The 26,984-nt window shown below is 36.2% G+C and carries 25 protein-coding genes; 24 read left to right on the top strand and 1 reads right to left on the bottom strand.

Annotated elements, in window-relative coordinates; all coding sequences use genetic code 11:
• Positions 1 to 10: 10 nt before the first annotated feature.
• Complete coding sequence (locus AC0ONG_RS18300; RefSeq protein WP_000506698.1) at positions 11 to 484, bottom strand: N-acetyltransferase; 474 nt, start codon at positions 482 to 484, stop codon at positions 11 to 13.
• 296 nt (positions 485 to 780) lie between these two features.
• Between AC0ONG_RS18300 and panE the strand changes: the two genes are divergently transcribed.
• The 24 genes from panE to AC0ONG_RS18180 all read left to right on the top strand — a co-directional run bounded on the left by panE (position 781) and on the right by AC0ONG_RS18180 (position 26,939).
• A complete protein-coding gene (gene panE / locus AC0ONG_RS18295; RefSeq protein ID WP_002082267.1) occupies positions 781 to 1,665 on the top strand; it encodes a 2-dehydropantoate 2-reductase in 885 nt (294 codons plus the stop codon).
• Positions 1,666 to 1,744: 79 nt separating this feature from the next.
• Positions 1,745 to 3,361 (top strand): bacillithiol biosynthesis cysteine-adding enzyme BshC, encoded by a 1,617-nt coding sequence (gene bshC, locus AC0ONG_RS18290; protein ID WP_000403044.1) that lies wholly within the window; start codon positions 1,745 to 1,747, stop codon positions 3,359 to 3,361.
• Positions 3,362 to 3,727: 366 nt separating this feature from the next.
• A complete protein-coding gene (gene rsmH / locus AC0ONG_RS18285) occupies positions 3,728 to 4,660 on the top strand; it encodes a 16S rRNA (cytosine(1402)-N(4))-methyltransferase RsmH (protein WP_000472508.1) in 933 nt (310 codons plus the stop codon).
• 15 nt (positions 4,661 to 4,675) lie between these two features.
• A complete protein-coding gene (ftsL, locus tag AC0ONG_RS18280) occupies positions 4,676 to 5,038 on the top strand; it encodes a cell division protein FtsL (RefSeq protein ID WP_000182806.1) in 363 nt (120 codons plus the stop codon).
• A gap of 21 nt (positions 5,039 to 5,059) precedes the next feature.
• Positions 5,060 to 7,210, top strand: a complete 2,151-nt coding sequence (locus AC0ONG_RS18275; RefSeq protein ID WP_474203624.1) for a penicillin-binding protein — start codon at positions 5,060 to 5,062, stop codon at positions 7,208 to 7,210.
• Positions 7,211 to 7,291: 81 nt separating this feature from the next.
• Positions 7,292 to 9,208, top strand: coding sequence for a stage V sporulation protein D (locus AC0ONG_RS18270; RefSeq protein WP_001266235.1), 1,917 nt, complete (start codon positions 7,292 to 7,294; stop codon positions 9,206 to 9,208).
• A gap of 185 nt (positions 9,209 to 9,393) precedes the next feature.
• Complete coding sequence (murE, locus tag AC0ONG_RS18265; RefSeq protein ID WP_000766291.1) at positions 9,394 to 10,869, top strand: UDP-N-acetylmuramoyl-L-alanyl-D-glutamate--2,6-diaminopimelate ligase; 1,476 nt, start codon at positions 9,394 to 9,396, stop codon at positions 10,867 to 10,869.
• Positions 10,870 to 10,891: 22 nt separating this feature from the next.
• Positions 10,892 to 11,866 (top strand): phospho-N-acetylmuramoyl-pentapeptide-transferase, encoded by a 975-nt coding sequence (gene mraY / locus AC0ONG_RS18260; protein ID WP_000893058.1) that lies wholly within the window; start codon positions 10,892 to 10,894, stop codon positions 11,864 to 11,866.
• On the top strand, positions 11,867 to 13,219 hold the full coding sequence (gene murD, locus AC0ONG_RS18255; RefSeq protein WP_000860096.1) for a UDP-N-acetylmuramoyl-L-alanine--D-glutamate ligase: 1,353 nt from the start codon (positions 11,867 to 11,869) through the stop codon (positions 13,217 to 13,219).
• A 90-nt stretch (positions 13,220 to 13,309) separates the two neighbouring features.
• Complete coding sequence (gene spoVE, locus AC0ONG_RS18250) at positions 13,310 to 14,401, top strand: stage V sporulation protein E (protein ID WP_000753521.1); 1,092 nt, start codon at positions 13,310 to 13,312, stop codon at positions 14,399 to 14,401.
• A 103-nt stretch (positions 14,402 to 14,504) separates the two neighbouring features.
• Positions 14,505 to 15,599 carry an undecaprenyldiphospho-muramoylpentapeptide beta-N-acetylglucosaminyltransferase gene (gene murG / locus AC0ONG_RS18245; protein ID WP_014894899.1) on the top strand — a complete coding sequence of 365 codons (1,095 nt, stop codon included), beginning with the start codon at positions 14,505 to 14,507 and terminating at the stop codon, positions 15,597 to 15,599.
• A 212-nt stretch (positions 15,600 to 15,811) separates the two neighbouring features.
• Positions 15,812 to 16,717 carry a UDP-N-acetylmuramate dehydrogenase gene (murB, locus tag AC0ONG_RS18240; RefSeq protein ID WP_000437031.1) on the top strand — a complete coding sequence of 302 codons (906 nt, stop codon included), beginning with the start codon at positions 15,812 to 15,814 and terminating at the stop codon, positions 16,715 to 16,717.
• 98 nt (positions 16,718 to 16,815) lie between these two features.
• Positions 16,816 to 17,586 (top strand): cell division protein DivIB, encoded by a 771-nt coding sequence (gene divIB, locus AC0ONG_RS18235; protein ID WP_001065792.1) that lies wholly within the window; start codon positions 16,816 to 16,818, stop codon positions 17,584 to 17,586.
• 399 nt (positions 17,587 to 17,985) lie between these two features.
• Positions 17,986 to 19,293, top strand: coding sequence for a cell division protein FtsA (gene ftsA, locus AC0ONG_RS18230; RefSeq protein ID WP_001087559.1), 1,308 nt, complete (start codon positions 17,986 to 17,988; stop codon positions 19,291 to 19,293).
• Positions 19,294 to 19,332: 39 nt separating this feature from the next.
• Complete coding sequence (gene ftsZ, locus AC0ONG_RS18225; protein WP_000888984.1) at positions 19,333 to 20,487, top strand: cell division protein FtsZ; 1,155 nt, start codon at positions 19,333 to 19,335, stop codon at positions 20,485 to 20,487.
• A 260-nt stretch (positions 20,488 to 20,747) separates the two neighbouring features.
• A complete protein-coding gene (spoIIGA, locus tag AC0ONG_RS18220) occupies positions 20,748 to 21,665 on the top strand; it encodes a sigma-E processing peptidase SpoIIGA (RefSeq protein WP_000261973.1) in 918 nt (305 codons plus the stop codon).
• Between the two features lie 19 nt (positions 21,666 to 21,684).
• Entirely contained in the window at positions 21,685 to 22,404 is a 720-nt protein-coding gene (sigE, locus tag AC0ONG_RS18215; RefSeq protein WP_000976948.1) for an RNA polymerase sporulation sigma factor SigE, read from the top strand.
• 157 nt (positions 22,405 to 22,561) lie between these two features.
• The gene (gene sigG, locus AC0ONG_RS18210) at positions 22,562 to 23,341 is read left to right on the top strand and encodes an RNA polymerase sporulation sigma factor SigG (protein ID WP_000197755.1); all 780 of its coding nucleotides are present in this window, start codon (positions 22,562 to 22,564) and stop codon (positions 23,339 to 23,341) included.
• A gap of 163 nt (positions 23,342 to 23,504) precedes the next feature.
• Positions 23,505 to 23,786 (top strand): YlmC/YmxH family sporulation protein, encoded by a 282-nt coding sequence (locus AC0ONG_RS18205; RefSeq protein WP_000236745.1) that lies wholly within the window; start codon positions 23,505 to 23,507, stop codon positions 23,784 to 23,786.
• 120 nt (positions 23,787 to 23,906) lie between these two features.
• Positions 23,907 to 24,725, top strand: coding sequence for a peptidoglycan editing factor PgeF (pgeF, locus tag AC0ONG_RS18200; protein ID WP_001209008.1), 819 nt, complete (start codon positions 23,907 to 23,909; stop codon positions 24,723 to 24,725).
• On the top strand, positions 24,722 to 25,396 hold the full coding sequence (locus tag AC0ONG_RS18195) for a YggS family pyridoxal phosphate-dependent enzyme (protein ID WP_000218005.1): 675 nt from the start codon (positions 24,722 to 24,724) through the stop codon (positions 25,394 to 25,396). Before pgeF ends, AC0ONG_RS18195 begins: the two co-directional genes overlap by 4 nt.
• 19 nt (positions 25,397 to 25,415) lie before the next feature.
• Positions 25,416 to 25,886, top strand: a complete 471-nt coding sequence (locus AC0ONG_RS18190) for a cell division protein SepF (protein ID WP_000119129.1) — start codon at positions 25,416 to 25,418, stop codon at positions 25,884 to 25,886.
• 6 nt (positions 25,887 to 25,892) lie between these two features.
• Positions 25,893 to 26,156, top strand: coding sequence for a YggT family protein (locus AC0ONG_RS18185; RefSeq protein WP_000214323.1), 264 nt, complete (start codon positions 25,893 to 25,895; stop codon positions 26,154 to 26,156).
• Between the two features lie 15 nt (positions 26,157 to 26,171).
• Positions 26,172 to 26,939, top strand: coding sequence for a YlmH family RNA-binding protein (locus tag AC0ONG_RS18180; protein WP_000029712.1), 768 nt, complete (start codon positions 26,172 to 26,174; stop codon positions 26,937 to 26,939).
• The last annotated feature ends 45 nt before the right edge of the window (positions 26,940 to 26,984 follow it).

Raw genomic sequence — 26,984 nt, 5'->3', positions numbered from 1 at the left:
TATTTATTTATTAAGCCGATTCTTCGTTTGTAACCGCATTCAAATTTGTTTCTGGATGCCAAATATAAAAATCTCCATCAGTTACTGATACGGGGTTGAAACTTAATTTATCCCAAAAACCAGATGAATGAATACGCGCTATCGTTTTAATAGGAAATTGCATTTGTTTCGCATGATTTACAAGCATTTGCCCGAATCCTTGTTTTTGAAAAGTTGGTAATACTTCAAGTTTATAAAGTTCTAGGTAAGGACCTGTAATTTCGAATGGTTCTCCGCCGTTTCTTTTCATATATAGACTCATACGTGCAATTAGTGATCCGCCATAATAAATACCGTAAAATGGAGATTCACTGTCGTTTTCAATAATGTTTGCTTGCAATTCTTCCAGCATAGATAGTTCTTGGGCTCCGCACCCTTTAAATTTTTTAAATTCATCTAACGTTTTATAATTGATGAGCAAGCGCTCAACTTTTGGGAATCCCATTACATCACATCCTTTTCTTATCTCGTTGAATGCAGAAAAGTAAAAATATTTACAATAATAGTATAACTCATTTTTTTATTTTTATGAAGAAGATAGTATATTTCTTTTATTATTTTTTTGAGGATTTGCTAAACTAAGAGTATAAGTGTATTAATAGGCAGTATATACGTAGTGAAAAATGAGAGTGTATTTGTTTGGCAGAGGACAACGAAATTATAGGGCGTGCTCATGTACTTTAAAAAGATATAAAAAAAGGGGGGCGGCAAGGGCGCTTAATGTGAATCCCTTGTGTGAAAATGAAAATTGGAATTGTCGGACCAGGTGCTATTGGTCTATTGTATACATTTTATTTACAAAAAAGTAACCAAAATGTTACGTTGTTTACAAGAACAGCTAAGCAGGCTGAAGAGTTAAATGAAACAGGTGTAACTTGTATTAGAGATAGAACATGTGAAACAGTATATCCATCTGTTTTACCGATAGAAAGTATGGTAGCGCAAAATTTAGATTATATATTTATTGCTGTGAAGCAATATCATATAGATGACATACTACCGTTTGTGGAAGGGGCAGCATCATTAATCTTTTTGCAAAACGGAATGTCACATCTTCAAAAGATGCTGAACATAGGGTGTGAAAATATAGCTGTTGGTATTGTAGAACATGGTGCGAAAAAAGAGGGAGGGCATATCGTTCATCATACTGGAGTTGGGGTAACGAAATTTGGAGTGGTTTGTGGTCAATCTATACATTTCGAAAGTGTATTCCATTCTTTTCCCGTGTCTTATTTTCCAGTTCAAATAGAAACGGATTGGAAAGAGATTATGCATAAAAAATTAGTGGTAAATGTATGTATCAATCCGTTGACGGCGTTATTGGGAGTTAAGAATGGTGAATTAACCAAGAATCGTTTTTTTTATCAAATGATGGAGCAAGTGTTTCAGGAGGTCGCCTTTCTTATTAGAGGAGAAAAAGAGATGGTATGGCAAATGGTACGCAATGTGTGTGAAGGAACGTCTCGTAATACATCCTCTATGCTAGCCGATGTAAGAGCGAATAGACAGACGGAAATTAATGCGATTGTTGGATATGTATTAGAAGAGGCTAAGAAACAGCAACGACCAGTTCCGACACTTCAATTTTTGTTCGATGCAATAAAAGGGTTAGAAACAAGAGTATAAGTGTTATTCTTTGCTTTTACGTGAAACATTGACTACAATGTGGATTGGTGAGAGAACTGGATACGAAAGGAAGAATTATATGGAGATAAAAGAAATCTCTGTTCCGCAACAAGGTGTTGTAGCGGACTATATGAACGGTAAAAAAGAGATACAGTCATGTTTTGATTATATGTTAACAGAAGATGCTTTTAAACAGCGTTTACATGATTTGCGTGAAAGGGAGTTTTTCCGCCAAGATGTAGTAGCGCATTTATTAGAATATAATACAAAATTACAAGCGGGAGAATCTACACTTCAAAATGTAAAAGCGCTTGGAGATGAAAATACATATGTTGTAATAGCTGGACAACAAGCGGGGTTATTAACTGGACCGCTTTATACAATTCATAAAGTTATTTCAATTTTAAAGCTTGCAAAGGAAAAAGAAGAAAGTTTAGGGGTGAAAGTTGTCCCTGTCTTCTGGATTGCGGGTGAAGACCATGATATGGATGAGATTAACCATACTTTTTTAGCGAAAAATAAAAAGATGAAAAAAACTATTTTTTATGATCGTAATCCGAAAAAGGCGAGTGCTTCTGAGTCTGAACTTTCTGTTGAAGATTGTAGAAATTGGATTGAAGAGATTTTTAAAACATATCCAGAAACAAATTTTACAAAGGATGTATTAAAATTTGTTGATGATGCTTTGGAAAAATCGAATACGTATGTAGATTTCTTTGCTCATCTTATTACGAAAATCTTTGCTAATTCTGGTTTAATCCTTGTTGATTCACATCATCCTGAATTAAGAAAGTTAGAAATTCCATTTTTTAAGCGAATTATAAGTAAGTATAAAGAGGTACAAGAGGGCCTTCGTAATCAGCAGGAAGTAATTAAAGAACTAGGATACAAACCGATTATTGAAACGAAGTCTCATGCAGTGCATATATTTATGGAAATAGATAATGAACGAGTATTGCTTGAAGAGCATCAAGGTAAGTTTGTTGGAAAGGATGGGGCGCATTCATTTTCATACGAAGAGTTGATTGAAGAGATGGAGAGAAATCCGGCACGTTTTAGTAATAATGTTGTAACACGTCCTCTTATGCAAGAGTATGTATTTCCTACGCTCGCATTTATTGGAGGTCCAGGGGAATTAGCTTATTGGAGTGAATTACAACAAGTATTCCATACTGTCGGTTTTCAAATGCCACCTGTCGTTCCTCGTCTTACAATTACTTATGTGGAGAGATGTATAGCGACAGATTTATTCGATCTGCAATTGAGAGAAAGTGATCCGTTTTTAAATGATGTCGATAAACTGCGTGAAAACTGGTTGTCTAATCAAATAGAGGAACCGATTGATAATCATTTTGAAAAGGCGAAAAAAGAAATTGCCGATATTCATACATCTTTACAGCAATTTGTAAAGAAAATAGAGCCGGGGTTAAGTGCGTTTGCAGGGAAAAACGAATTGAAAATTAATGAACAAATTGAACTGCTGGAAAGAATGTTGAAAAGAAATGTTGAGAAAAAGTATGAGGTTCAGCTAAATAAATTTCGCCGTATACAATTCGCACTTCGTCCATTAGGTGCGCCGCAAGAACGTGTGTGGAATGTATGTTATTATTTAAATCAGTTTGGTTTGGATTTCGTTGATCGTGTAATGGAAAACCCTTTTTCTTGGGACGGAAAACATCATGTTATAAAACTATAAAATCTTGCTCCTTGGAGCAGGATTTTATTTTTATTCCGTTGAATTTACTGTGAAGTGATTTTTTTCTGAATTATCAATCAAAAAAATAGATGTGATAATTGTGTTGGATACTTAAATATATGACAAAATAGCACAAAATGTAAACGTATTATTCGCTTTTTCGACAGTTTTTTATTTAAATTCCCGCAAAAGATGATAAAATTTAGTATATAATAAAAGAAAATAGCGATTTGTATAGTATGTTGCCTTTATTGGTAAGTTAAATGAGTCGTTCTTTCGTATTATTTCATTCTCTAAGCGTGAAAGATGTGTTTAGAGGAAGGGATACATTCAACATAATTAATTGGAAAAAGAGTAGGTGCAACAATGTTTAAACACGTAACAGTGCTTTTAAAGGAAACAGTAGACGGCTTAGATATAAAGCCAGATGGTACATATGTAGATTGTACACTGGGGGGAGGAGGACATAGTTCTTATTTATTATCCCAATTAACTGAAGGTGGAAAATTAATAGCGTTTGATCAAGATGAGATAGCGATTCAAAACGCGAAAGAAAAGTTCTCTTCATACGGTGAACAGTTTATAACAGTAAAGAGTAACTTCCGCTATTTAGCTGAAAAACTGCAGGAAATAGGTATAACAGAAGTAGACGGTATTTTATTTGATTTAGGTGTTTCATCCCCACAATTAGATACACCAGAGCGAGGCTTTAGTTATCATCATGATGCACCGTTAGATATGCGGATGGATCAAGATGCCCCATTAACAGCATATGATGTTGTAAATAGTTGGTCATATGAACAACTTGTAAGGATTTTCTTCCAATACGGTGAAGAGAAATTTTCAAAACAAATTGCAAGAAAAATTGAAGCTTATCGTGAGAATAAAGCTATTGAAACGACAGGAGAATTAGTAGAGCTAATTAAAGAAGGTATTCCGGCTCCTGCTCGTAGAACTGGTGGGCATCCTGCTAAGCGAGTGTTTCAGGCAATTCGTATAGCTGTAAATGATGAATTAAAAGTATTTGAAGAAGCATTGGAATCTGCTATTGAGATGGTTAAGCCAGGTGGAAGAGTTAGTGTTATAACATTCCATTCATTAGAAGATCGTATTTGTAAAACAACGTTTAAGCGAAATAGTACTACGCCACAATTGCCGCCAGGATTACCGATTATTCCTGATGAATTTAAGCCAAAATTAAAGCTTATTACAAGAAAACCGATTTTACCTTCTGATATAGAGCTAGAAGAAAATAATCGTGCGCGTTCTGCGAAGTTGAGAATCGCTGAAAAACGATAAAAGGGAGAGAGAGGTATGACTAATTTAGCTGTAAAGTACAAACAACAAGCGCAAGAAGAGGTGCAAATTCAAACGCCCCCACAGCAGATGGTTAAGCCGAAAGTTAAAGCGAAAATTACAAGAATCGAAAAACTGTTGTATGTAGCGTTTATTGGCTTTTTATTGTATGCCTGTGTCGCGTTTATTGGAAATAAAGCAGGCCTTTATCAAGTTAATGTAGAAGCAGCGACGATAGAAGAAAAAATTGTACAGCAGCAAAAAGAAAATCAAGAATTACAAGCTGAAGTAGAGAAGTTAAGTCGCTATGAACGAATCGCTGAAGTTGCAAAAAAACACGGGCTAGAAATTAATGCGAATAATGTGAAAGGCCTCAAATAAGGCAATAGGTGTGAAGGAACGATGAAGAAGAATATGACTAAATTTCATACCAATAAGGGAGCAGGTTATTTTATGATATTTTTCCTCCTGCTCTTTTTGCTGTTATTAGCCCGATTTTTTTACATACAATCAACAGGAACAGTTCATAATCAAGATTTAGATGCACTTGCTAAACAAAAGCATAGTAAAACAGGAGTTCTTGAAGCGAACAGAGGAACCATTTATGATCAAAACGGTCATGTGTTAGCGCAAGACGCAAACTCTTATAAAATAGTAGCCGCCCTAAAAGGTGCTAACTCTGTTGAGAATAAAGAAGATACTGCAAAGAAAATTGCAGGAGTACTTGGAAAAGGCGAAGAGGATATTTTAGCTTCTTTAAATAAGGAAGGTAGAAGTCAAGTCGAATTTGGAACGTTAGGTAAGGATTTGACGAAAGAAAAGAAGGAACAAATAGAAGCGTTGAAGTTGCCGGGAATATCTTTTATTACAGAAAATGCAAGGGTGTATCCAAACGGTGATTTCGCATCTTACGTTATAGGTCATGCAAAACCAAATGAGAATGGAACCTCGGTAGGTCAATTTGGCATAGAGAAAAGCTTGGATAAATATTTAAGTGCTTCTAACGGAGAAGTAGCATATACAGGTGACCGTAAAGGTGTGTCTCTTGATGGTGGAAAAGTTAATGTAAAGGCACCTAAAAATGGAGATAACGCGTATTTAACAATTGATCACCGTGTCCAAAGTTATTTAGAAGACGCGATGAAAGCAGCAAGTAAGCAATATGAACCAGAAAGTTTAATAGGGATTGTTGCAGATCCGAAAACTGGAAAAATATTAGCGACGTCTACTAAACCTAGTTATGACCCTAATGATCGTCAAATTAAATATTTCTTCAATGACGCAATTGCCAATGCATTTGAACCTGGATCAACAATGAAAATTTTCACGTTAGCGGCAGCTATTAATGAAGGTGTGTACAAAGGGCAAGATTATTATCAGTCCGGGACATATCAAGTCGGAAATAGGAAAATAAAAGATCATAACGGCGGTGCTGGTTGGGGCTCTATCACGTTTGATGAAGGGGTAGAACGTTCTTCAAACGTAGCGTTTGCAATTTTAGGAGATCAAAAACTTGGTCCAGAACGTTTCCGAAAATATATTCATAGTTTTGGATTAGATGAAAAAACGAACATTGATTTATCAGGTGAAGGATCGAATACAATTTTATTTGATCAGCAAATACAACAAGTGACAACAGCTTTTGGACAAGGTTCCACTGTAACACCAATTCAGCTTGTACAAGCTGCAACAGCTATTGCAAATGATGGGAAAATGATGAAACCTTATGCAATTGATAAAATTGTAGATCCGATAACAGGGAAAGTAAAATTAGAACATAAGCCAGAAGAAGTAGGAAAACCTGTTACAAAGGAAACAGCAGCGCAAGTAAGACAGTTATTAGAACGTGTTGTTACATCTCCGAAAGGTACAGGGACAGCTTATAAAATTGATGGATATTCAGTTGGTGGTAAAACAGGTACAGCGCAAATTCCGGATGGAAAAGGCGGCTATATGACAGGAAGACAGAATTATATATTCTCATTCTTAGGTATGGCACCAATGGACGACCCACAACTTGTTGTTTATGTAGCTGTAAAACAGCCGAAATTAAAAGATGATGAGAACGGTGCACAGCCTTTAGCTGATATTTTTAAATATGTAACAAAAAATAGTTTAGAGTATTTAAAGATTAAGCCAAATGAAGTGAAAGATCCGAAAAAACATCTGAAAGAGCAACAAACTACTGTTCCAGATGTAACTGGTAAAACGATGGCTGAAGCGGAGAAAGCAATTGATAAAGCAAAACTTCGTCCAATCGTATTAGGTGAAGGGAAAGTACAGCAACAAGTACCAAAAGCGACTGAACAAACATTGAAAGGCGACCGAGTCTTCTTGGTAGGAGATAAGCCTACAATGCCAAATATACAAGGATGGGCACTGCGTGATGTTATGAATTTAGCGAAGACATTACAGCTTAACTTGAAGCCTTCTGGTACAGGATACGTAACAGAACAAAGTGTGGCGGAAGGAACATTATTACAACCTGGTACAGAATTAGGTGTCACACTCGTACCGCCACTCGAACCACAACAAGAAGCAGAAAAGCCGTAATGGTAAAAGAGAAGAAGTTCTAATTAAATAAGTACAAGCATATATTGGAACAAGCTAGGCGTAAGGGAGGCTTGTTCCGATATGCGTGTATCAAATGTAACAGTTAGAAAACGACTTATTTTTATACTTATATCAGGTATACTTATCTTCACTATTATCGATATTCGTCTTGGATATGTGCAATTTTTTCTTGGGAATATGTTAACGGATCGTGCGAAAGATTCATGGAGTCGTAATATTACTTTTGAACCCGAACGTGGGAAAATTTTAGACCGAAATGGTGTGGAACTTGCCACGAATAAAAGTGCTCCAACTGTCTTTGTTGTACCGAGGCAAATTGAAAAACCAGCAGAGACTGCAGAGAAGTTAGCTGCAGTATTAGGTGTGGAAAAAGATGAGATTTATAAGAGGATTACAAAAAAAGAATCGATTGTAAGGTTAGATAAAGGCGGAAGGAAAATATCACATGACAAAGCGAAAGAGGTACGAGGCTTAAGTTTGAAGGGCGTGTATATCGCAGAGGATTCTATCCGGTACTACCCATTTGGGAATTTTTTATCACATGTATTAGGTTTTGCAGGTAGCGATAACCAAGGTCTTATGGGACTAGAAAAATATTATGATAAGGAGCTAAATGGGGACAAAGGTCATGTGCGTTTTTTTGCAGATGCGAAAGGACAAAGGATGCCTAATGTTGGTGATGATTTCAAAAAACCAGAAGCTGGTTTAAATTTAGGATTAACAATCGATGCGCGTATTACAAGGATTATGGAAAGAGAAATGAATATTGCGGAGTCAACTTATAATCCAGACGGTATGATTGCGATTGCAATGAATCCTAAAAATGGTGAAATTTTAGGTATGTCTAGTCGGCCGAGTTTTGATCCAGCGGATTTTCAAAGTGTCTCTCCAGAAGTGTATAACAGAAATCTACCTGTGTGGAGTACGTATGAGCCTGGTTCAACATTTAAGATCATTACATTAGCTGCAGCATTGAATGAAAATTTAGTAGACTTAGAGAAGGATACGTTTTATGATGATGGAGCAGCTGAAGTCGGTGGAGCTAGATTGAAATGCTGGAAAGCAGGAGGTCATGGCAGTCAAACGTTTTTAGAAGTCGTTCAAAACTCATGTAACCCGGGATTTATTGAACTTGGTGATCGCCTTGGTAAAGACCGATTATTTAAATACATTCGTAATTTTGGTTTTGGGCAGAAGACTGGAATTGACTTGCAAGGTGAAGGCAGTGGGATTTTATTTAATTTAGATAAAGTTGGTCCAGTAGAGCAAGCAACAACTTCATTCGGCCAAGGGGTTTCTGTTACACCAATTCAACAAGTAGCAGCTGTAGCGGCGGCTGTAAATGGTGGAACATTGTATCAGCCGTATATAGCTAAGGAGTTTATTGATCCAAAAAATAATCAAGTTGTTAGTAAAAAGACACCTGTTGAGAAAAGAAAAGTTATTTCCAAGGAAACTTCAGAAAAAGTTCGTTATGCATTAGAGAATGTTGTAGCGAAAGGTTCTGGTAAAGGAGCTTATATTGATGGATATCGTGTAGGTGGAAAAACGGGTACTGCTCAAAAGGTGAAAGATGGTAAATATTTAGAGAATAATTATATTGTATCTTTTATCGGATTTGCTCCAGCGGATGATCCAGAGATTGTTGTGTATGTTGCTGTGGATAATCCAAAAGGGGTTACACAGTTTGGTGGAGTGGTAGCAGCTCCAATTGTCGGGAATATCCTTCGAGATGCTCTTCCTGTTATGGGAGTGAAACCGAGAAAAGAACAAGTTGAGAAAGAATATAAATGGGGCGATACACCAACTGTGGAAGTTCCGAATTTAATTGGAATGAAAAAGAAAGACTTACAAACACAACTCGTCGATTTGCAGCTTGATATAAGTGGAGATGGAGAGAAAGTAATTAAGCAATCACCAGAAGCGGGAGCTAAAGTAAAAGAAGGCTCAAAAATTAGAATTTACTTCGGGAATTAAAGGTAACATAGTACGTTTTATGGTACAATTGGTGGAAGTGAGTTCTTTATAGAACAGTTACTTAATGTGAGACAATAAGTGTCTCATTCATAAATAGGCCAGTAGCACTTACCTCCTTATATAGGAGGTAATGTGTTGCTTACTGAAAAAAAGATAAATAAACAATGTAGAGAGGGTTTAGTGAAATGAAGTTGCATACACTTTTATCATGTTTGCATGATTTTCCAGTTGTTCCAAAAGAAAATCCAGAAATCACATCTATAGAAGCTGATTCACGTAAAGTGAAAGAAGGAAGCTTATTTGTATGTATGAAAGGATATACGGTTGATAGCCATGATTTTGCTAAGCAAGCAGCGGCACAAGGAGCGGCTGCTATTGTTGCGGAAAGACCAATTGATGTTGACGTTCCAGTTGTACTTGTGAAAAATACTTTTCGTTCGTTAGCGGTTTTAGCTGATTATTTTTATGGTCAACCGACACACAAGTTACATTTAATCGGAATTACAGGTACAAATGGAAAGACAACAACATCGCATATTATGGATGAGATTATGCGAGCACATGGTCATAAAACAGGGCTAATTGGGACGATTAATATGAAAATCGGTGATGAAACATTTGAGGTGAAAAATACAACACCAGATGCACTAACACTTCAACAGACGTTTTCAAAAATGGTTGAACAAGGTGTGGACAGCACGGTAATGGAAGTTTCGTCACATGCGTTAGATCTTGGTCGTGTACACGGATGTGATTACGATGTAGCGGTGTTTACGAATTTAACACAAGATCATTTAGATTATCATAAAACGATGGAAGAATATAAACATGCAAAAGGGTTACTATTTGCACAGCTTGGCAATAGTTATAATCATAATCGTGAAAAGTACGCTGTGCTGAATAGCGATGATAATGTAACAGAAGAGTATATGAGAAGTACTGCAGCAACAGTTGTAACATATGGTATTGATACAACAAGTGACATTATGGCAAAAAATATCGTTATGACGAGTGGCGGGACTACATTTACGCTTGTCACACCGTATGAAAGTGTAAATGTTACGATGAAATTAATAGGTAAATTCAATGTATATAACGTACTTGCAGCAACAGCAGCAGGACTTGTTTCGGGTGTGAAATTACAAACAATCATTGCTGTTATAAAAGAACTAGCTGGGGTTCCAGGACGTTTTGAAGTTGTTGATGGCGGACAAAATTATACAGTTATTGTTGATTACGCGCATACGCCAGATAGTTTAGAAAATGTATTAAAAACTGCAAAACAATTTGCAAAAGGTGATGTGTATTGTATCGTTGGTTGTGGCGGCGATAGGGATCGAACAAAGAGACCGATAATGGCAAGTGTTGCAACAAAATATGCAACTCATGCAATTTATACATCAGATAATCCAAGAAGTGAAGATCCAGCGGCTATTTTAGATGATATGGTACAGGGTGCAAGTGGGAATAATTATGAAGTGATTATTGATAGAAAAGAAGCGATACACCATGCGATCGCTAATGTGAAAGCAGATGATATCATTATTATTGCTGGTAAGGGTCATGAAACGTATCAAATTATTGGTAAAGAAGTTCATCATTTTGATGATCGTGAAGTTGCGAAAGAAGCAATTACAGGGCGTTTAAACAACGAAGAGTAACAACGTGAGAGGAGGACTACATGTGCTTGAGCAAGGTTTATTAGTAACGGCTGGGGTAGCATTCTTAATTTCTGTTGCCCTTTCGCCATTGTTTATTCCATTTTTAAGAAAATTAAAGTTCGGACAGAGTATTCGTGATGAGGGACCAAAGTCACATCAAAAAAAATCAGGGACACCGACAATGGGCGGTATTGTCATATATGTATCTATGATGGTCACTTCACTTATTATGGCGATTAAGTTTAATCATTTAGGTGCAGAGGTTTCGTTATTATTATTAGTGACATTTGGTTATGGATTGATTGGATTTTTAGATGACTACATAAAGGTAGTTAAGAAGAGAAATCTTGGTTTAACATCAAAACAAAAATTAGTAGGTCAGCTTGTTATTGCTATTGCGTTCTTTTTAATTGGAAAAGGGCAAGCATTTCACACATATATCATGATTCCAGGTACGGATGTTAAGTTTGAATTAGGTTGGGCGTATTTTGTACTTGTACTATTTATGCTAATCGGTGGCTCGAATGCGGTTAACTTAACTGATGGTTTAGATGGTTTATTATCAGGAACAGCGGCTATTGCATTTGGAGCATTTAGTATTATTGCAGTAGCACAAGAACAATTTGGAGTTGCGATATTCTGTATGGCAGTTGTCGGAGCAGTACTGGGATTTTTAGTATTCAACGCGAATCCAGCAAAAGTATTTATGGGGGATACAGGTTCCTTAGCTTTAGGTGGAGCTATCGCAGCTGTAGCAATTTTATTAAAACAAGAATTACTACTTGTAATTATTGGTGGAGTATTCGTAATGGAAACTTTATCTGTTATTATTCAAGTTATTTCGTTTAAAACAACAGGAAAACGTGTCTTTAAAATGAGTCCATTACACCACCATTATGAATTATGTGGTTGGTCAGAATGGCGCGTTGTTGTAACGTTTTGGTCTGTAGGATTTTTATTAGCTGTGTTAGGAATTTATATCGGGGTGTGGATGTAATTGAAAACTGTAACTGAATTTCAAAATAAAAATATTCTTGTATTAGGCATTGCAAAGAGTGGTTATGCAGCAGCTACTTTGTTGCAAAAATTAGGGGCGAATGTCATTGTAAATGACGGAAAGCCTTTAGCAGACAATGTACTTGCTGCAGAATTACAAGCAAAAGGAATGGACGTTGTATGCGGTGGCCATCCTTTAGAATTATTAGAGAGAAATATTTCTCTTGTCGTTAAAAATCCAGGAATCCCGTATTCTAATCCAATATTAGTTGCTGCGAAAGAAAAAGAAATTCCAATTGTTACGGAAGTTGAATTAGCATATCGTATTTCAAAAGCACCATTTGTTGGAATTACAGGGTCTAATGGTAAAACGACGACAACAATGCTGACATTTGAAATGTTAAAAGAGGGACAAAAGCATCCTGTTATTGCAGGGAATATAGGAACTGTAGCTTGTGAAGTAGCACAGGATGCAAAAGAAAATGAAGTTGTAGTTACAGAGCTTTCATCGTTCCAATTGATGGGAGTAGAATCGTTCCAACCTAAAATTGCAGCGTTCTTAAACTTATTTGAAGCCCACTTAGATTATCATGGGACGAAGAAGGAATATGGTTTAGCAAAAGCAAATGTTTTTAAAAACCAAACAGAAAACGATTATAGTGTAATAAATGCGGATGATGCAGATGTGATGGAGTTATCTGCGGATACTAAAGGTCAAAAAATCCTGTTTTCGACAACGAAAGAAATTGAAGATGGCGCGTGTATAAAAGATAACGCTCTTTATTTCAAAGGTGAAAAAGTTGTTGAAGTAAGTGATATCGTTTTACCTGGTCAACATAATCTAGAAAATATTTTAGCTGCGATGAGTATTGCGAAATTATTAGGTACTTCTAATGAAGCAATTACGGTCGTGTTAAAACGTTTTACTGGTGTAAAACATCGTTTAGAATATGTAACAACGATTAACAACCGTAAGTTTTATAATGATTCAAAAGCAACGAATATGTTAGCGACTGAGAAAGCACTATCTGCGTTTACACAACCGATTGTGTTACTAGCAGGTGGGCTTGATCGCGGAAATGAATTCGATGATTTAATTCCGTATTTCAAAAATGTAAAAGCGATTGTAACATTTGGACAAACAGCTCCCAAACTAGTAAGAGCGGCAGAAAAAGCGGGATTAGATATAATTGAAAGTGTCGATACTTTAGATGAAGCAGTGGTGAAAGCTTATGCTCATTCTAAAGAAGATGATGTTGTTCTTCTTTCTCCAGCGTGTGCAAGCTGGGATCAATTTAAAACATTTGAAGAAAGAGGAGACATTTTTATACAAGCTGTGCATAAACTTATATAAAGTAAATCAAAACATCAGTAGGCTAACACCTACTGATGTTTTGTTACATAGGGCAAAAGGTTCTGCCTAAAGAGGTGGTGTTTGTGGGTAATGAAGAAAACGCCTGATTTTATTCTCATCATCGTAACACTTTCATTGTTGACAATCGGAATGATTATGGTTTATAGTGCGAGTGCAGTTTGGGCCTCTTATAAAATGGGGGACTCATTCTTTTTTGCCAAAAGACAATTACTGTTTGCGGGTCTTGGTGTAGTAGCTATGTTTTTTATTATGAAAATTGATTATTGGGTGTGGCGTACGTATTCAAAAGTAATTTTGCTAGTTTGCTTCATTCTTCTTATTCTCGTTCTTATTCCTGGAGTAGGTCTTGTTCGAGGAGGAGCACGAAGTTGGATTGGGATCGGAGCATTTTCGATTCAACCGTCAGAATTTATGAAGTTTGCGATGATTATTTTCTTGGCAAAGTTTTTAGCGGAACGGCAAAAATTGATTACATCTTTTAAACGTGGTTTATTACCGGCTCTTAGTTTTGTGTTTCTTGCTTTTGGGATGATTATGTTACAGCCAGACCTTGGGACAGGAACGGTAATGGTTGGGACATGTATCATTATGATATTTATTTCGGGAGCGAGGGTCTTTCACTTTGCGATGTTTGGTTTGCTTGGTGTAGCAGGGTTTGTAGGGTTAATCGCATCAGCACCGTATCGAATGAAGCGCATTACATCATATTTAGACCCGTGGGCAGATCCGCTTGGAAGTGGATTTCAAATTATCCAATCATTACTCGCAATTGGACCCGGTGGATTATTTGGACTTGGGCTTGGACAAAGTAGACAAAAATTTCTTTATTTACCTGAACCACAAACTGACTTTATATTTGCAATCTTATCCGAGGAATTAGGTTTTATTGGTGGTTCATTTGTGTTATTATTATTTAGTCTATTATTATGGCGCGGGATTCGTATCGCATTAGGAGCGCCAGATTTATATGGTACGTTTTTAGCAGTAGGTATTGTGGCGATGATTGCGATTCAAGTAATGATTAATGTTGGTGTTGTAACAGGACTGATGCCCGTTACGGGTATTACCTTGCCGTTTTTAAGTTATGGTGGATCAAGTTTGACATTAATGTTAATGGCAGTAGGTGTATTATTAAATATAAGTCGCCATTCTCGCTACTAAACCCTGTTTATAAGACAGGGTTTTTCGTATGTGTGTAAAAATGCAATATGTATATAGAAATAAATATAATGGAAATAAGAAAAGAGAAGCGGAGGAGTTAGTAGTGCGTGTATTAGTGAGTGGTGGGGGTACTGGTGGTCATATTTATCCAGCTCTTGCTTTAATTAGAGAAATAAAAAAGTTAAATCCAGAAGCAAGATTTTTATATATTGGTACGGAAAATGGACTAGAGAGTACAATCGTTCCAAAAGCAGGTATACCATTTCAATCTATTGTTATAAGCGGATTTAAACGAAAAATATCATTAGATAATGTGAAAACAGTAATGCGTTTTCTAAAAGGTGTACAGGATAGTAAACGATATATTCGTCGTTTTAATCCGGATATCGTAATTGGAACGGGTGGATATGTATGTGGACCAGTTGTATACGCTGCAGCCAAATTAGGTATTCCGACTATTGTACATGAACAAAATAGTGTACCAGGTGTAACGAACAAATTTTTAAGTCGTTATGTTGATAAAGTTGCTGTTTGTTTTGAAGCAGCTACAGAGCATTTTCCAGAGTCAAAAGTGGTAATGACAGGTAATCCGCGAGCATCAGAGGTAATGGATCAAAATGGAATGAAAGGGAAACGTTCAGTTGGGCTTTCTCTTCCTAAAAAGTCTGTACTTATATTTGGTGGAAGTCGTGGGGCTAGACCGATTAACGATGCCTTCGTTGAAGCAATTGAACAGTTTGGGAACAAAAGCTACGAAATACTATATGTAACAGGTGAAGTACATTATGACAAAGTGATGGAAGCCGTGAAGCAAAAAGGGAACCCGAACAATGTTATTATTAAGCCGTTCATTCATAATATGCCAGAGGTACTAACTGGTGTAGACCTTGTTGTTTCAAGGGCTGGGGCAACAACACTTGCAGAATTAACAGCGTTAGGAAAACCAAGTGTGTTAATACCGAGTCCGTACGTAACAAATAATCATCAGGAAAAGAATGCACGTTCAGTTGTTGATAAAGGAGCGGCAAAAATGTTACTTGAAAAAGATTTAACAGCTGAAACACTTATTCGTGATATTGATGAGATTTTATTGGATGCACAAACATTACAAAATATGAAGCTAGCTGCTAAGAAACTAGGTATTCCAGATGCAGCAAATAAGCTGTATGAAGTAATGAATAAGCTTGTAAAAAAATAAAGTGAGGCTTTAATCAGTGGGGAGTGATTCTCTCTCGTTGATTATTACCTTTCACTAATCGGATGTTTACTGGCATCCCGATACCGCCTAACTTCTTTGTTACCGCCGAATTTTGATTTAGGAGCTGTAATGCCCGTAAATAGAGGGATAACGTTAGGTGAACGCCCTGCATATTATTGTCATAAGGAGACTTAATATGGGGGAGATTGTCTATGGAACAATTAGTAAATGAGCTTATAGAAGCAGACGTTGGTCGTGTTTTAGTTAACGAGTCGTTAGCGCGTTATACAACTATGAAAATAGGTGGACCAGCGGATATTTTAATTGTGCCTAAGCATGTAGCCGGTATTGAAAAAACATTACAGTTAGTAAAGCAATACAAAACGAAGTGGACTGTAATTGGGCGCGGTTCAAACCTTCTTGTATCTGATCGAGGCATAGAAGGTGTTGTTATTCGTTTAGGAGAAGGATTAGATCACTTAGAGGTCGAAAAACATAAGGTAAGAGTTGGTAGTGGATATTCTCTTATTAAATTGTCAACTTTACTTAGTCGTCAAGGGTTAGCTGGATTGGAGTTTGCAAGCGGTATTCCAGGAAGTGTCGGTGGTGCAGTATATATGAATGCAGGTGCACATAAATCGGATATATCGAGTGTATTATCGAAGGCTCTCATTCTGTTTGAAGACGGTACAATTGACTGGTTAACGAATAAAGAACTGGAGTTTTCTTATCGGGCATCTGTATTGCAAACGAAACGGCCTGGTATTGTTTTAGAGGCGGAGTTTCAATTACAGGCGGGAAAACGTGAAGAAATTGTACGTAGCATGCAAAATAATAAAGATTACCGCCGTGAAACGCAACCATGGAATCACCCGTGTGCAGGAAGTATATTTCGGAATCCAATCCCACATTTTGCAGGCGATTTAGTAGAAAAAGCAGGGCTTCGTGGTTATAGGATTGGTGGAGCTCAAATTTCTCAAATGCATGGCAATTTTATTGTTAATACCGGGGGAGCTTCAGCGCAAGATGTATTGTCCTTAATTGAATTAATAAAACATACAATTAAGGATAAATTTGATGTAGATATGCACACAGAAGTAGAAATCATTGGAAGATAACGGTTATTCGTTCCGCTCATTATCATTTATGTTATAATAAGAAGATAAGAACGGCATGAGGAACATGCCGTTCTTTATGTTACATAGGGGGATCGTACATGAATAATAGTAAAGTGATTAAACTACAAGATCGTGTACCAAAATTGAAAAATCAAAAGAAAAAAAACAAAAAAAATGTTAATCATCGATTGATTTTATACATATCAATTTTATTTTTATTAGTGCTCTTTTTAATTTATTTTCGGTCTCCGCTTAGTAATATAAAAAAGATTAGTGTGTTTGGAAATCATTATATGACGGATGAGCAAGTAATGAAGGATTCAGGCGTGACATATGATACAAGTTATTTCCGAGTGACAGCACATAAAGCTGAAGAAAACTTAACGAAGCGAAAAGAAATTAAAGCAGTAAATGTAAAAAAACGTTTTCCAAACAAGATTGATGTTCATATTGAAGAATATTTAACGATTGGTTATATAAATAAAGAGGGAAAATTACAACCGTTATTAGAGAATGGAAAAACACTTGATGTACTACCTAATGGAAAACTTCCTGTTGCAGCACCGATTTTCGAACCTTTTAAAGAAGAGAAAATGAAGGAGTTAATCGCTGAACTAGAAAAATTAACACCAGCTATTTTAAAATCTATTTCGGAGATTCGCTATTCTCCAACGAATGCGAATGAAGATCATCTTACTTTATATATGAATGAAGGTTATGAAGTGAGCACTACGATTCAAAATTTCGCAAAACGTATGGAAGCCTATCCGCTTATTTTAAAAACAATTGAACCAGGTAAGAAGGTATTAATTGATTTAGAAGTAGGTGCATATACGAAAGAATTAGGTGCGGGAGAAAAAAAAGAATAGAATGGTAGTTTTCGTTGCTTATAGCAGAAAAAACAAAACAAACGTTCTATTATATGCATACGAATTTAGAAGAATGGTTCATTTGATGAAAAATATGTAAAAATTCTTAGATTCATACTAGTATTGGTACAAGTTTCACTTTTCTATGAGTACATCTTAGTGTAGACTTATACTTGGCGGTAAACTTTACACTCGAAATAGAATTATTTCAAGATAAGCAGTTATTCATAGTTTACTGCGATATTCTTAATTGAATGCTAAATAAAAATAAGAAAAATATAGGGTTAAAAAAGGGAAACGTATAAAGACGTTGAATATTTTTCTTATAAATAGTAAAGTTGCGATTGTTGTTCCATATATTGAGTTGTATGGTATAAATAAAGAAGGAGGTGCCAAAGAATGAACAGCAATGAAATATATGTTAGTCTTGACATCGGTACATCCAATGTTAAAGTCATCATTGGTGAAATGGTTAATGACAGCTTAAACATTATTGGTGTTGGAAATGTAAAATCAAATGGTTTAAAGAAGGGATCGATAGTTGATATAGACGAGACTGTTCGATCAATTAAAAAAGCAATTGAACAAGCTGAGCGTATGGTGGGAATCCACATTGAGCAAGTTGTAGTAGGTGTCAATGCAAACCAGGTACAGCTACTTCCTTGTCACGGAGTAGTCGCTGTTTCAAATGAAGATCGTGAAATCGGGAATGAAGATGTCTTACGCGTTCTAGATGCAGCACAAGTTGTGTCAATTGCTCCAGAACGTGAGTTTATTGATGTGGTACCTCGACAGTTCATCGTAGACGGTCTTGACGAGATTAACGATCCACGCGGGATGATCGGTGTAAGATTAGAAATGGAAGGCACACTTATTACAGGCTCGAGAACTTTACTACATAACCTACTTCGTTGTGTAGAAAAAGCAGGTCTTGAAATTGTTGATATTTGTCTTCAACCTTTAGCGGCTGCAACAGTTGCTATATCTTCAGATGAAAAAAATAGAGGAGTAGCCCTTGTTGATATGGGGGGAGGATCTACAACTTTATCTATTTTTAAAGACGGAGAGTTACAAGCGACGAGCGTATTACCATTAGGTGGAGACCATATAACGAAGGATATTGCAATTGGGTTGAAAACTTCAACAGAAAATGCAGATCAAATTAAGTTGAAATATGGACATGCTTTTTATGATACAGCATCTGAAGAAGAGATGTTTACGGTTCCTATTATGGGAAGTGATCAAACAGAACAATATTCTCAGTTGGAATTATCGGATATAATAGAGGCTCGTGTAGAGGAAATTTTAATGTTTGTTCAAGATGAAGTGCGTAAGTTAGGAGTAAAGCAAGTGGCTTCTGGTTATGTACTAACTGGCGGAATTGCTTCTATGCCAGGTGTTCTTGATCTTGCATATGATATTTTACATGAAAATGTTCGTGTAGCAACTCCTGATTATATTGGTGTGCGTGAGCCCCAATATACAAGCGGAGTTGGATTAATTAAACATTCTTATCAAAAAGCTAAATTACGTGGGAAAAATGTGCAGGAAAAGCAAGAGCATTTTGAAACAGTACCAGCACCAGCACCAACGCCGGTACAACAGCAACCTGCGAAACAAAAAACTCGTAATCAAAACAATAATAATCAAAATGATGACCGTATGATGTCAAAAGTAAAACGTGTATTCCGTTATTTATGGGATTAAAATTGGACACGAAAAATGAGGTTCTAGGGGGATTTCGACATGTTAGAGTTTGATACTACTCAAGATCAATTAGCGAATATAAAAGTTATCGGTGTCGGCGGTGGCGGAAACAATGCTGTAAACCGTATGATTGAACACGGTGTACAAGGTGTAGACTTTATCGCTGTGAACACTGATGCACAAGCATTAAATCTATCAAAAGCTGAAACGAAAATGCAAATTGGTGGAAAATTAACGCGTGGACTTGGTGCAGGCGCAAACCCTGAAGTAGGGAAAAAAGCTGCAGAAGAAAGTAAAGAACAGATCCAAGAAGCACTTCGTGGTGCGGATATGGTCTTCGTAACTGCTGGTATGGGCGGTGGAACTGGAACTGGTGCAGCTCCAGTTGTTGCTCAAGTTGCAAAAGAATTAGGTGCTTTAACAGTTGGTGTTGTAACACGTCCATTTACTTTTGAAGGACGTAAACGTGCAACGCAAGCAGCATCTGGTATTGCAGCATTTAAAGAAAATGTAGATACTCTTATTGTAATTCCAAACGATCGCTTATTAGAGATCGTTGATAAAAATACGCCAATGTTAGAAGCATTCCGTGAAGCTGATAACGTATTACGTCAAGGTGTTCAAGGTATTTCGGATTTAATTGCAACGCCAGGTTTAATTAATTTAGACTTTGCAGACGTAAAGACAATTATGTCTAATAGAGGTTCTGCTTTAATGGGTATTGGTTCTGGTAACGGGGAAAATCGTGCTGCAGAAGCTGCGAAAAAAGCGATTTCTAGTCCATTACTAGAAACATCTATTGATGGAGCTCAAGGTGTTATCATGAATATTACGGGTGGCGCTAACTTAAGCTTATATGAAGTACAAGAAGCGGCAGATATCGTAGCCTCAGCTTCAGATCCAGAAGTAAATATGATCTTCGGTTCTGTTATTAACGAAGGATTAAAAGATGATATCGTTGTAACTGTAATTGCAACTGGTTTTGATGATAGCATTGCAACTCAACCACCAAAACCAATTATTCGTCCGAATGCGAACCACACGCAACAACAGCAACAACCAGTAGCTCAACCTTCAAAACAACGTGAAGTAAAACGTGAAATGAAGCGTGAAGAGCCAGTTGTACATGAACGTCATTCAGATTCAGATGATATCGATATTCCAGCATTTTTACGTAACCGTCGTAGACGATAAAAAAAGGAGCTTTCATGCTCCTTTTTTGTTTTTTAAATGGAAAAGACCTGCTAAGCAGGTCTTTTTTTATTTGGTATATTTCAATATATTTTGTTGGTGAAAATAAGAGTATATCATTCTATGAATTTGTACTTTTATTCTTTACCGACAGATTATGTCTAGAAATCACAAAATAACAAAAAAACACCTCCGCAAATTGACACACTTTCCTATTGGATATGCATTATACTAGTCTCAACTTGAAAAAAGAGGTGAATTGTTTGGTTGTTTACGCCGACGTTGTTTGGTTGTTAAACGCCTGCATTGATTTTCTTTTGCTTTTATTAACAGCTACCGTGTTAAAAAAGAAAATCAAAAGATGGAGGCTTGTGTTAGGGGCATTTATAGGTTCAACTATTGTTATTTTTGCCTTTACTCCTTTTGCTTCTATGATGACACATCCAATTATGAAACTACTGTACTCGTTACTTATTGTGTATACAGCATTTGGGTTTACAACATTTAGAAATTATGCACAGACTGTTTGTACTTTTTACTTTGTAACCTTTATGGTTGGCGGAGGATTAATTGGAACTCATTTCTTTTTGCAAACGAATGAAATGGTAAATGGATTGGTTCAATCTCAGTCAATTTCTTACGGCGATCCAATTAGTTGGTTATTTGTTATTTTTGGTTTTCCGGTAATTTATTATTTTTCTAAAAAGCGTATTGAAAGCGTAGAGGTCACGAAAATACACTATGACCAAATTGTGAAAGTAAAAATTCAATTGGCCGAAGAAGAACTAGAACTGGCAGGTCTTATTGACAGTGGGAACCAACTTTACGATCCATTAACAAAAACACCCGTTATGATTATGCATGTTTCATCATTAGAACATTGCTTACCATCTTGGTTAACAGAACAAATTTATTCCAAAACAGAAATTCCTCAAATACCAGAAAATGATTCTGGTTGGGCGACAAAATTACGTTTAATTCCTTTCCGTGCAGTAGGAGTAGAAAGTCAATTTTTGTGGGCAATTAAGCCTGACAGTGTGCAAGTTGATCATGAAGGTAGTTCTATTGTTGTAAACAAAGTATTAATTGGATTAAATACACAACAACTGTCTACAAATGGGGAGTATCAATGTATTGTGCATCCAAAAATGTTGATTTCACAAAAAATGGTGATCGCTTAATAATGAGAGGCGGGATAATATGATGAAATTAAAATTTTATTTAGTATACCTTTGGTATAAAGTATTGCTGAAATTAGGAATTAAGACCGATGAAATTTATTATATTGGTGGAAGTGAAGCGTTGCCACCACCGTTAACGAAAGAAGAAGAGGAAGTTCTTTTGAATAAATTGCCAAAGGGAGATCAGGCAGCAAGGTCATTACTTATTGAACGTAACTTAAGGCTCGTTGTATATATAGCAAGAAAGTTTGAAAATACAGGGATAAATATTGAAGATTTGATTAGTATAGGAACAATCGGCCTTATTAAAGCGGTAAATACATTTAATCCAGAAAAGAAAATAAAATTAGCAACATATGCATCGCGTTGTATAGAAAATGAAATTTTAATGCATTTACGTCGAAATAACAAAAATCGTTCAGAAGTTTCTTTTGATGAACCGCTAAACATTGATTGGGATGGGAATGAACTGTTGTTGTCTGACGTGTTAGGTACAGATGATGATATTATTACAAAAGATTTAGAAGCTACTGTAGATCGTCACCTTTTAATGAAAGCATTACACCAATTAAATGATCGTGAAAAACAAATTATGGAACTTCGGTTTGGTCTTGCTGGAGGAGAGGAAAAGACGCAAAAAGATGTGGCGGATATGCTTGGGATTTCACAGTCATACATTTCGCGTTTAGAAAAAAGAATTATAAAAAGATTACGAAAAGAATTTAATAAAATGGTGTGAAGAATAAGACCAGCCGTTATGTAGGCTGGTCTTATTCTATTTAGTTGTATTAGGAAAGATAATTTAAATAAAAAATCGTGAAAAAACCATATGCATAAAATCCCCTTCAAAGGAAATACTTTACACTGTACAGCAACTCCCGATAGGAGGGAACACTTTGACGAGAAACAAAGTAGAAATTTGCGGTGTTGATACAGCTAAACTTCCAGTATTAAAAAATGAAGAGATGCGTAAATTATTTCGTGAAATGCAAAGTGGAGAGATAAGCGCAAGAGAAAAATTAGTGAATGGAAACTTACGTCTTGTACTGAGCGTCATCCAAAGATTTAATAACAGAGGAGAATATGTTGACGATTTATTTCAAGTTGGTTGCATTGGACTTATGAAATCAATTGATAATTTTGATTTAGGCCAAAATGTAAAATTTTCAACGTATGCTGTGCCGATGATTATTGGGGAAATACGCAGATATTTGCGTGATAATAATCCAATTCGCGTATCGCGCTCATTGCGAGATATTGCGTATAAAGCTTTGCAAGTAAGAGAAAAGTTGATTGCAGAAAATTCAAAAGAACCAACAGCAATGGATATTGCAAAAGTGCTAGAAGTAACTCATGAAGAGATAGTATTTGCTTTAGATGCGATTCAAGACCCGGTTTCATTATTTGAACCGATTTATAATGATGGAGGAGATCCTATCTTTGTTATGGATCAGTTAAGTGATGAAAAACAAAAGGACGAGCAGTGGGTTGAAGAATTAGCATTAAAAGAAGGAATGAAGCGTTTAAATGATCGAGAGAAAATGATTATTAGAAAACGTTTCTTCCAAGGAAAGACACAGATGGAAGTTGCAGAAGAAATTGGGATTTCCCAAGCGCAAGTATCACGTTTAGAGAAGTCAGCCATTAAACAAATGAATAAAACGATTCAAGGATAAGGTCTCACCAATTATGGTGAGACCTTTTTATATGTAATATGGTTTGTGCTCATAGTAGGGGATTAGTGTTCATATAATGAAACTAGCATGGTGTTTCGTATAGGTGGCTTCCTGTAAATATGAGAAACAGTTTCCAATTCGTCATATAAGGGAGAGGATAAAAATGGTGATACGAATTTCAGAGTTACAGATGAAGGATGTTATAAATATTTCAGATGGAAAAAGGATTGGGAATATTGGAGATATTGAAATTGATATGAACACAGGGAAAATTTGTTCTGTTATTATTTCCAAACAGACACGTATGCTAGGTATTTTTGGAAAAGATGTTGAGATTGTAATTCCTTGGAAGGAAATTGTGAAAATTGGGGAAGATGTCATACTTGTAAGAGTAAATCCTGTTAATTCTGTAACAGAATCAATACAAACACCGACAATTTCATAAAGAATATTACAAATTCCTCTTTTTTTTCTGTTAGGATTATGAAAAAATAAAAGTATGGTAAAATAGACAGGAAGTACCATGCTTTTTTCTGTTATTTTAATTAAAAGGAGCCGCTTTATTATGAGAGAACCATTTAAATATGTGGACGGTATACTGTATTTACAAGCGTGGAAAGAACTTGGAAACATTACTGCTGGATTTACGACAAAAGATGGTGGGATAAGTACGGGCTCCTTTCATGCGATGAATTTAGGATTACATGTGAATGATATCGTGGAGAACGTTCATGAAAACAGACGCATTTTAGCAAATAAGTTACAAAAACCATTAGAAAACTGGATTTGCTCTGAACAAGTTCATGCTCATCATGTTGAAAAAGTAGGGCAACAGGAAAAAGGAAGTGGCGTCTATTCATATGAGGACGGCATTTCAAAAACAGATGGCATTTATACGAGTAATGAAGATGTTCTGTTAACGTCTTGTTACGCGGATTGTGTTCCGCTCTATTTTTATGCACCATCACATGGTATGATAGGACTTGCGCATGCTGGATGGAAAGGCACTGTACAAGAGATTGCAAAGGAAATGATTCAAAAGTGGAATGCAGAAGGTATTTCAAGTGATGAAATTCATGTTGCAATTGGGCCGTCGATCGGATCTTGTTGTTATGTTGTGGATGATCGTGTATTAACAGCAGCACAGGAAGTAGTTAGCGGTGCTGTTCCTCATCAAAAAATTTCTGACGGGCAGTACGCAATTAATTTAAAAGAAATTAATCGTATATTATGTGTACAAGCAGGCATAAAAGAAGAGCATATTGTAATGTCATCTCTTTGTACAAGCTGTGAAGAGCAACTATTTTTCTCTCATCGTCGTGATCAAGGTAAGACAGGAAGAATGTTGAGTTTCATAGGTTTTAAGGAGGAAGGAAGCAAGTGACAGTACAAGAAAATTTAGTGATTGTAAACGAAGCTATTAAAGAATCTTGCGCTCGAGCTGGACGTTCGTTGCAAGATATTAAACTTGTTGCAGTGACAAAAACTGTAGGGATTGAAAAAACAAACGAAGTAATTGAAGCTGGAATTATCGATTTAGGTGAAAATAGAAATGAAGGTTTCTTACAGAAATACGAGCATTTCGGTTCAAAAGTTAATTGGCACTTTATTGGCTCATTACAAACGAGAAAAGTAAAAGAAATCATTAATGAAATTGATTATTTACATTCGTTAGATCGTCTTTCCCTGGCGAAAGAAATTCAGAAACGTGCTGATAAGAAAGTGAAATGCTTTATTCAAGTGAAAACCTCATCCGAAGAATCGAAGCAAGGATTGGCAATAGAAGAGGTTGTTTCTTTTATTCAAAGTTTGCAAGAATTCGATAAAATTGAAGTGGTCGGACTAATGACGATGGCTCCATTTACAGAAGAAGAGGAAGAAATCAGACGCTGTTTTAAGGAATTACGTATGCTACAAACAGAGGTGCAGGAGCTAGAGTTATTACATGCGCCATGTAAAGAATTATCAATGGGAATGTCCAACGATTACACGATTGCAATTGAAGAAGGGGCTACATATATTCGTTTGGGAACGATTTTAGTAGGAAAAGCGTAAAAGGAAGGAGAATCTTATTATGAGTTGGTCAAAAGTAAAATACTTCTTTTTTGATACACCGGAAGAAAAAGAAGCAGCTCAATATGGTTATGAAAAGGAGCAAACAGACATGAAAAAGCAGCAAGATCCACCAGAACAACAAGATGTTACGTTTCCGAAAGCGCAACCGAAGCAAAATGTTGTGAGTATTGAAACAGCAAAACAATCTTCAAAAGTTGTTTTATTAGAACCACGCACATATTCGGAAGCGCAAGGGATTGCGGACCACCTAAAAGGTAGACGAGCTGTTGTAATTAATTTGCAGAGAATGTCTACTGATCAAGCGGTACGTATCGTTGACTTTTTAAGTGGTACTGTATACGCTATAGGCGGGGACATTCAAAAAATAGGACCGAAAACATTTATGTGTACACCTGAAAATGTTGATATTGTTGGTGCAATTTCAGAGTTATTCGGTGAAGAAGAAGAAACAAATATAAAGAGGTGGTAATACGCCATGACAACAGTTTTAATGGTGTTAAGTTCTGCTATCGAGATTTACTCGTGGGCACTGATTATTTACATTCTCCTATCATGGTTTCCTGGTGCAAAGGAATCATCTTTTGGAGAGTTCTTGGCGCGAATTTGTGAACCGTATTTAGAACCATTCCGCAGATTTATTCCGCCGCTGGGTATGATTGATATTTCTCCACTCGTTGCGATTTTTGCGTTAAAACTTGCTAAAAGTGGTTTGTTCAGCTTGTTCGGCTATTTCTTATAGTAAGAGGTTAAATACATGAGCATTTACGAACATTTTAGGCCTGATGAAGAGGTCTTTGTAGATAAAGTGCTAGAGTGGAAGCGAACGGCGGAGTACCATCAAGTGAAATTAACAGATTTCCTTGATCCAAGACAGCAACAAATTGTTTCTATGGTAATTGGACAAGGAGATGTTGCTGTGCAATTTGGTGGTGCAACGCCTAATGCAGAGCGTAAAAGAGCACTCATTTATCCAGACTATCTAGAATTAAATGAAGAAGAATTTCAAGTAGAAGTATTAGAAATTGACTATCCTTCCAAGTTTTATACGCTAGAACATAGGCAAATATTAGGTACATTTATGTCTCTTGGTTTAACGAGAGAAAAATGTGGTGATATTTTGCTGCAAGAAAATCGTGCCCAAATTGTAGTTGCGAAAGAAATCGTATCGTACATTGAGATGAACTTACAAGCAATAGGAAAAGTAAAAGTCTCCTTATCAGCAGTACAAGGAGAACAAATTCTACAGATACATGAAACGTGGGGGGAGAAATCTGGAACGGTTTCTTCACTTCGTTTAGATGTTATGTTAGCTGAAATGTTACATTTATCTAGACAGAAAGTACAACCTTTCATTAAAAATGGTTTAGTAAAAGTTAATTGGAAAATAGTGGAACAAACTTCTTATGAATGTTATCCAGGAGACGTTTTCTCTGTTAGAGGATATGGCCGAAGTAAATTATTTTCTGTAGAAGGTAGAACAAAACGCGACAAATGGAGAATTTTGTATGGTATACTAAAATGATTGGTTTTTTAGAAGGAAATCCTCCTATTTTGTCGAAGAAAAGAT

The organism is Bacillus sp. TCT6 (assembly GCF_056033845.1).
The sequence above is the reverse complement of the archived record's forward strand: the minus strand, read 5'-3'. Positions and strand labels throughout refer to the sequence as shown.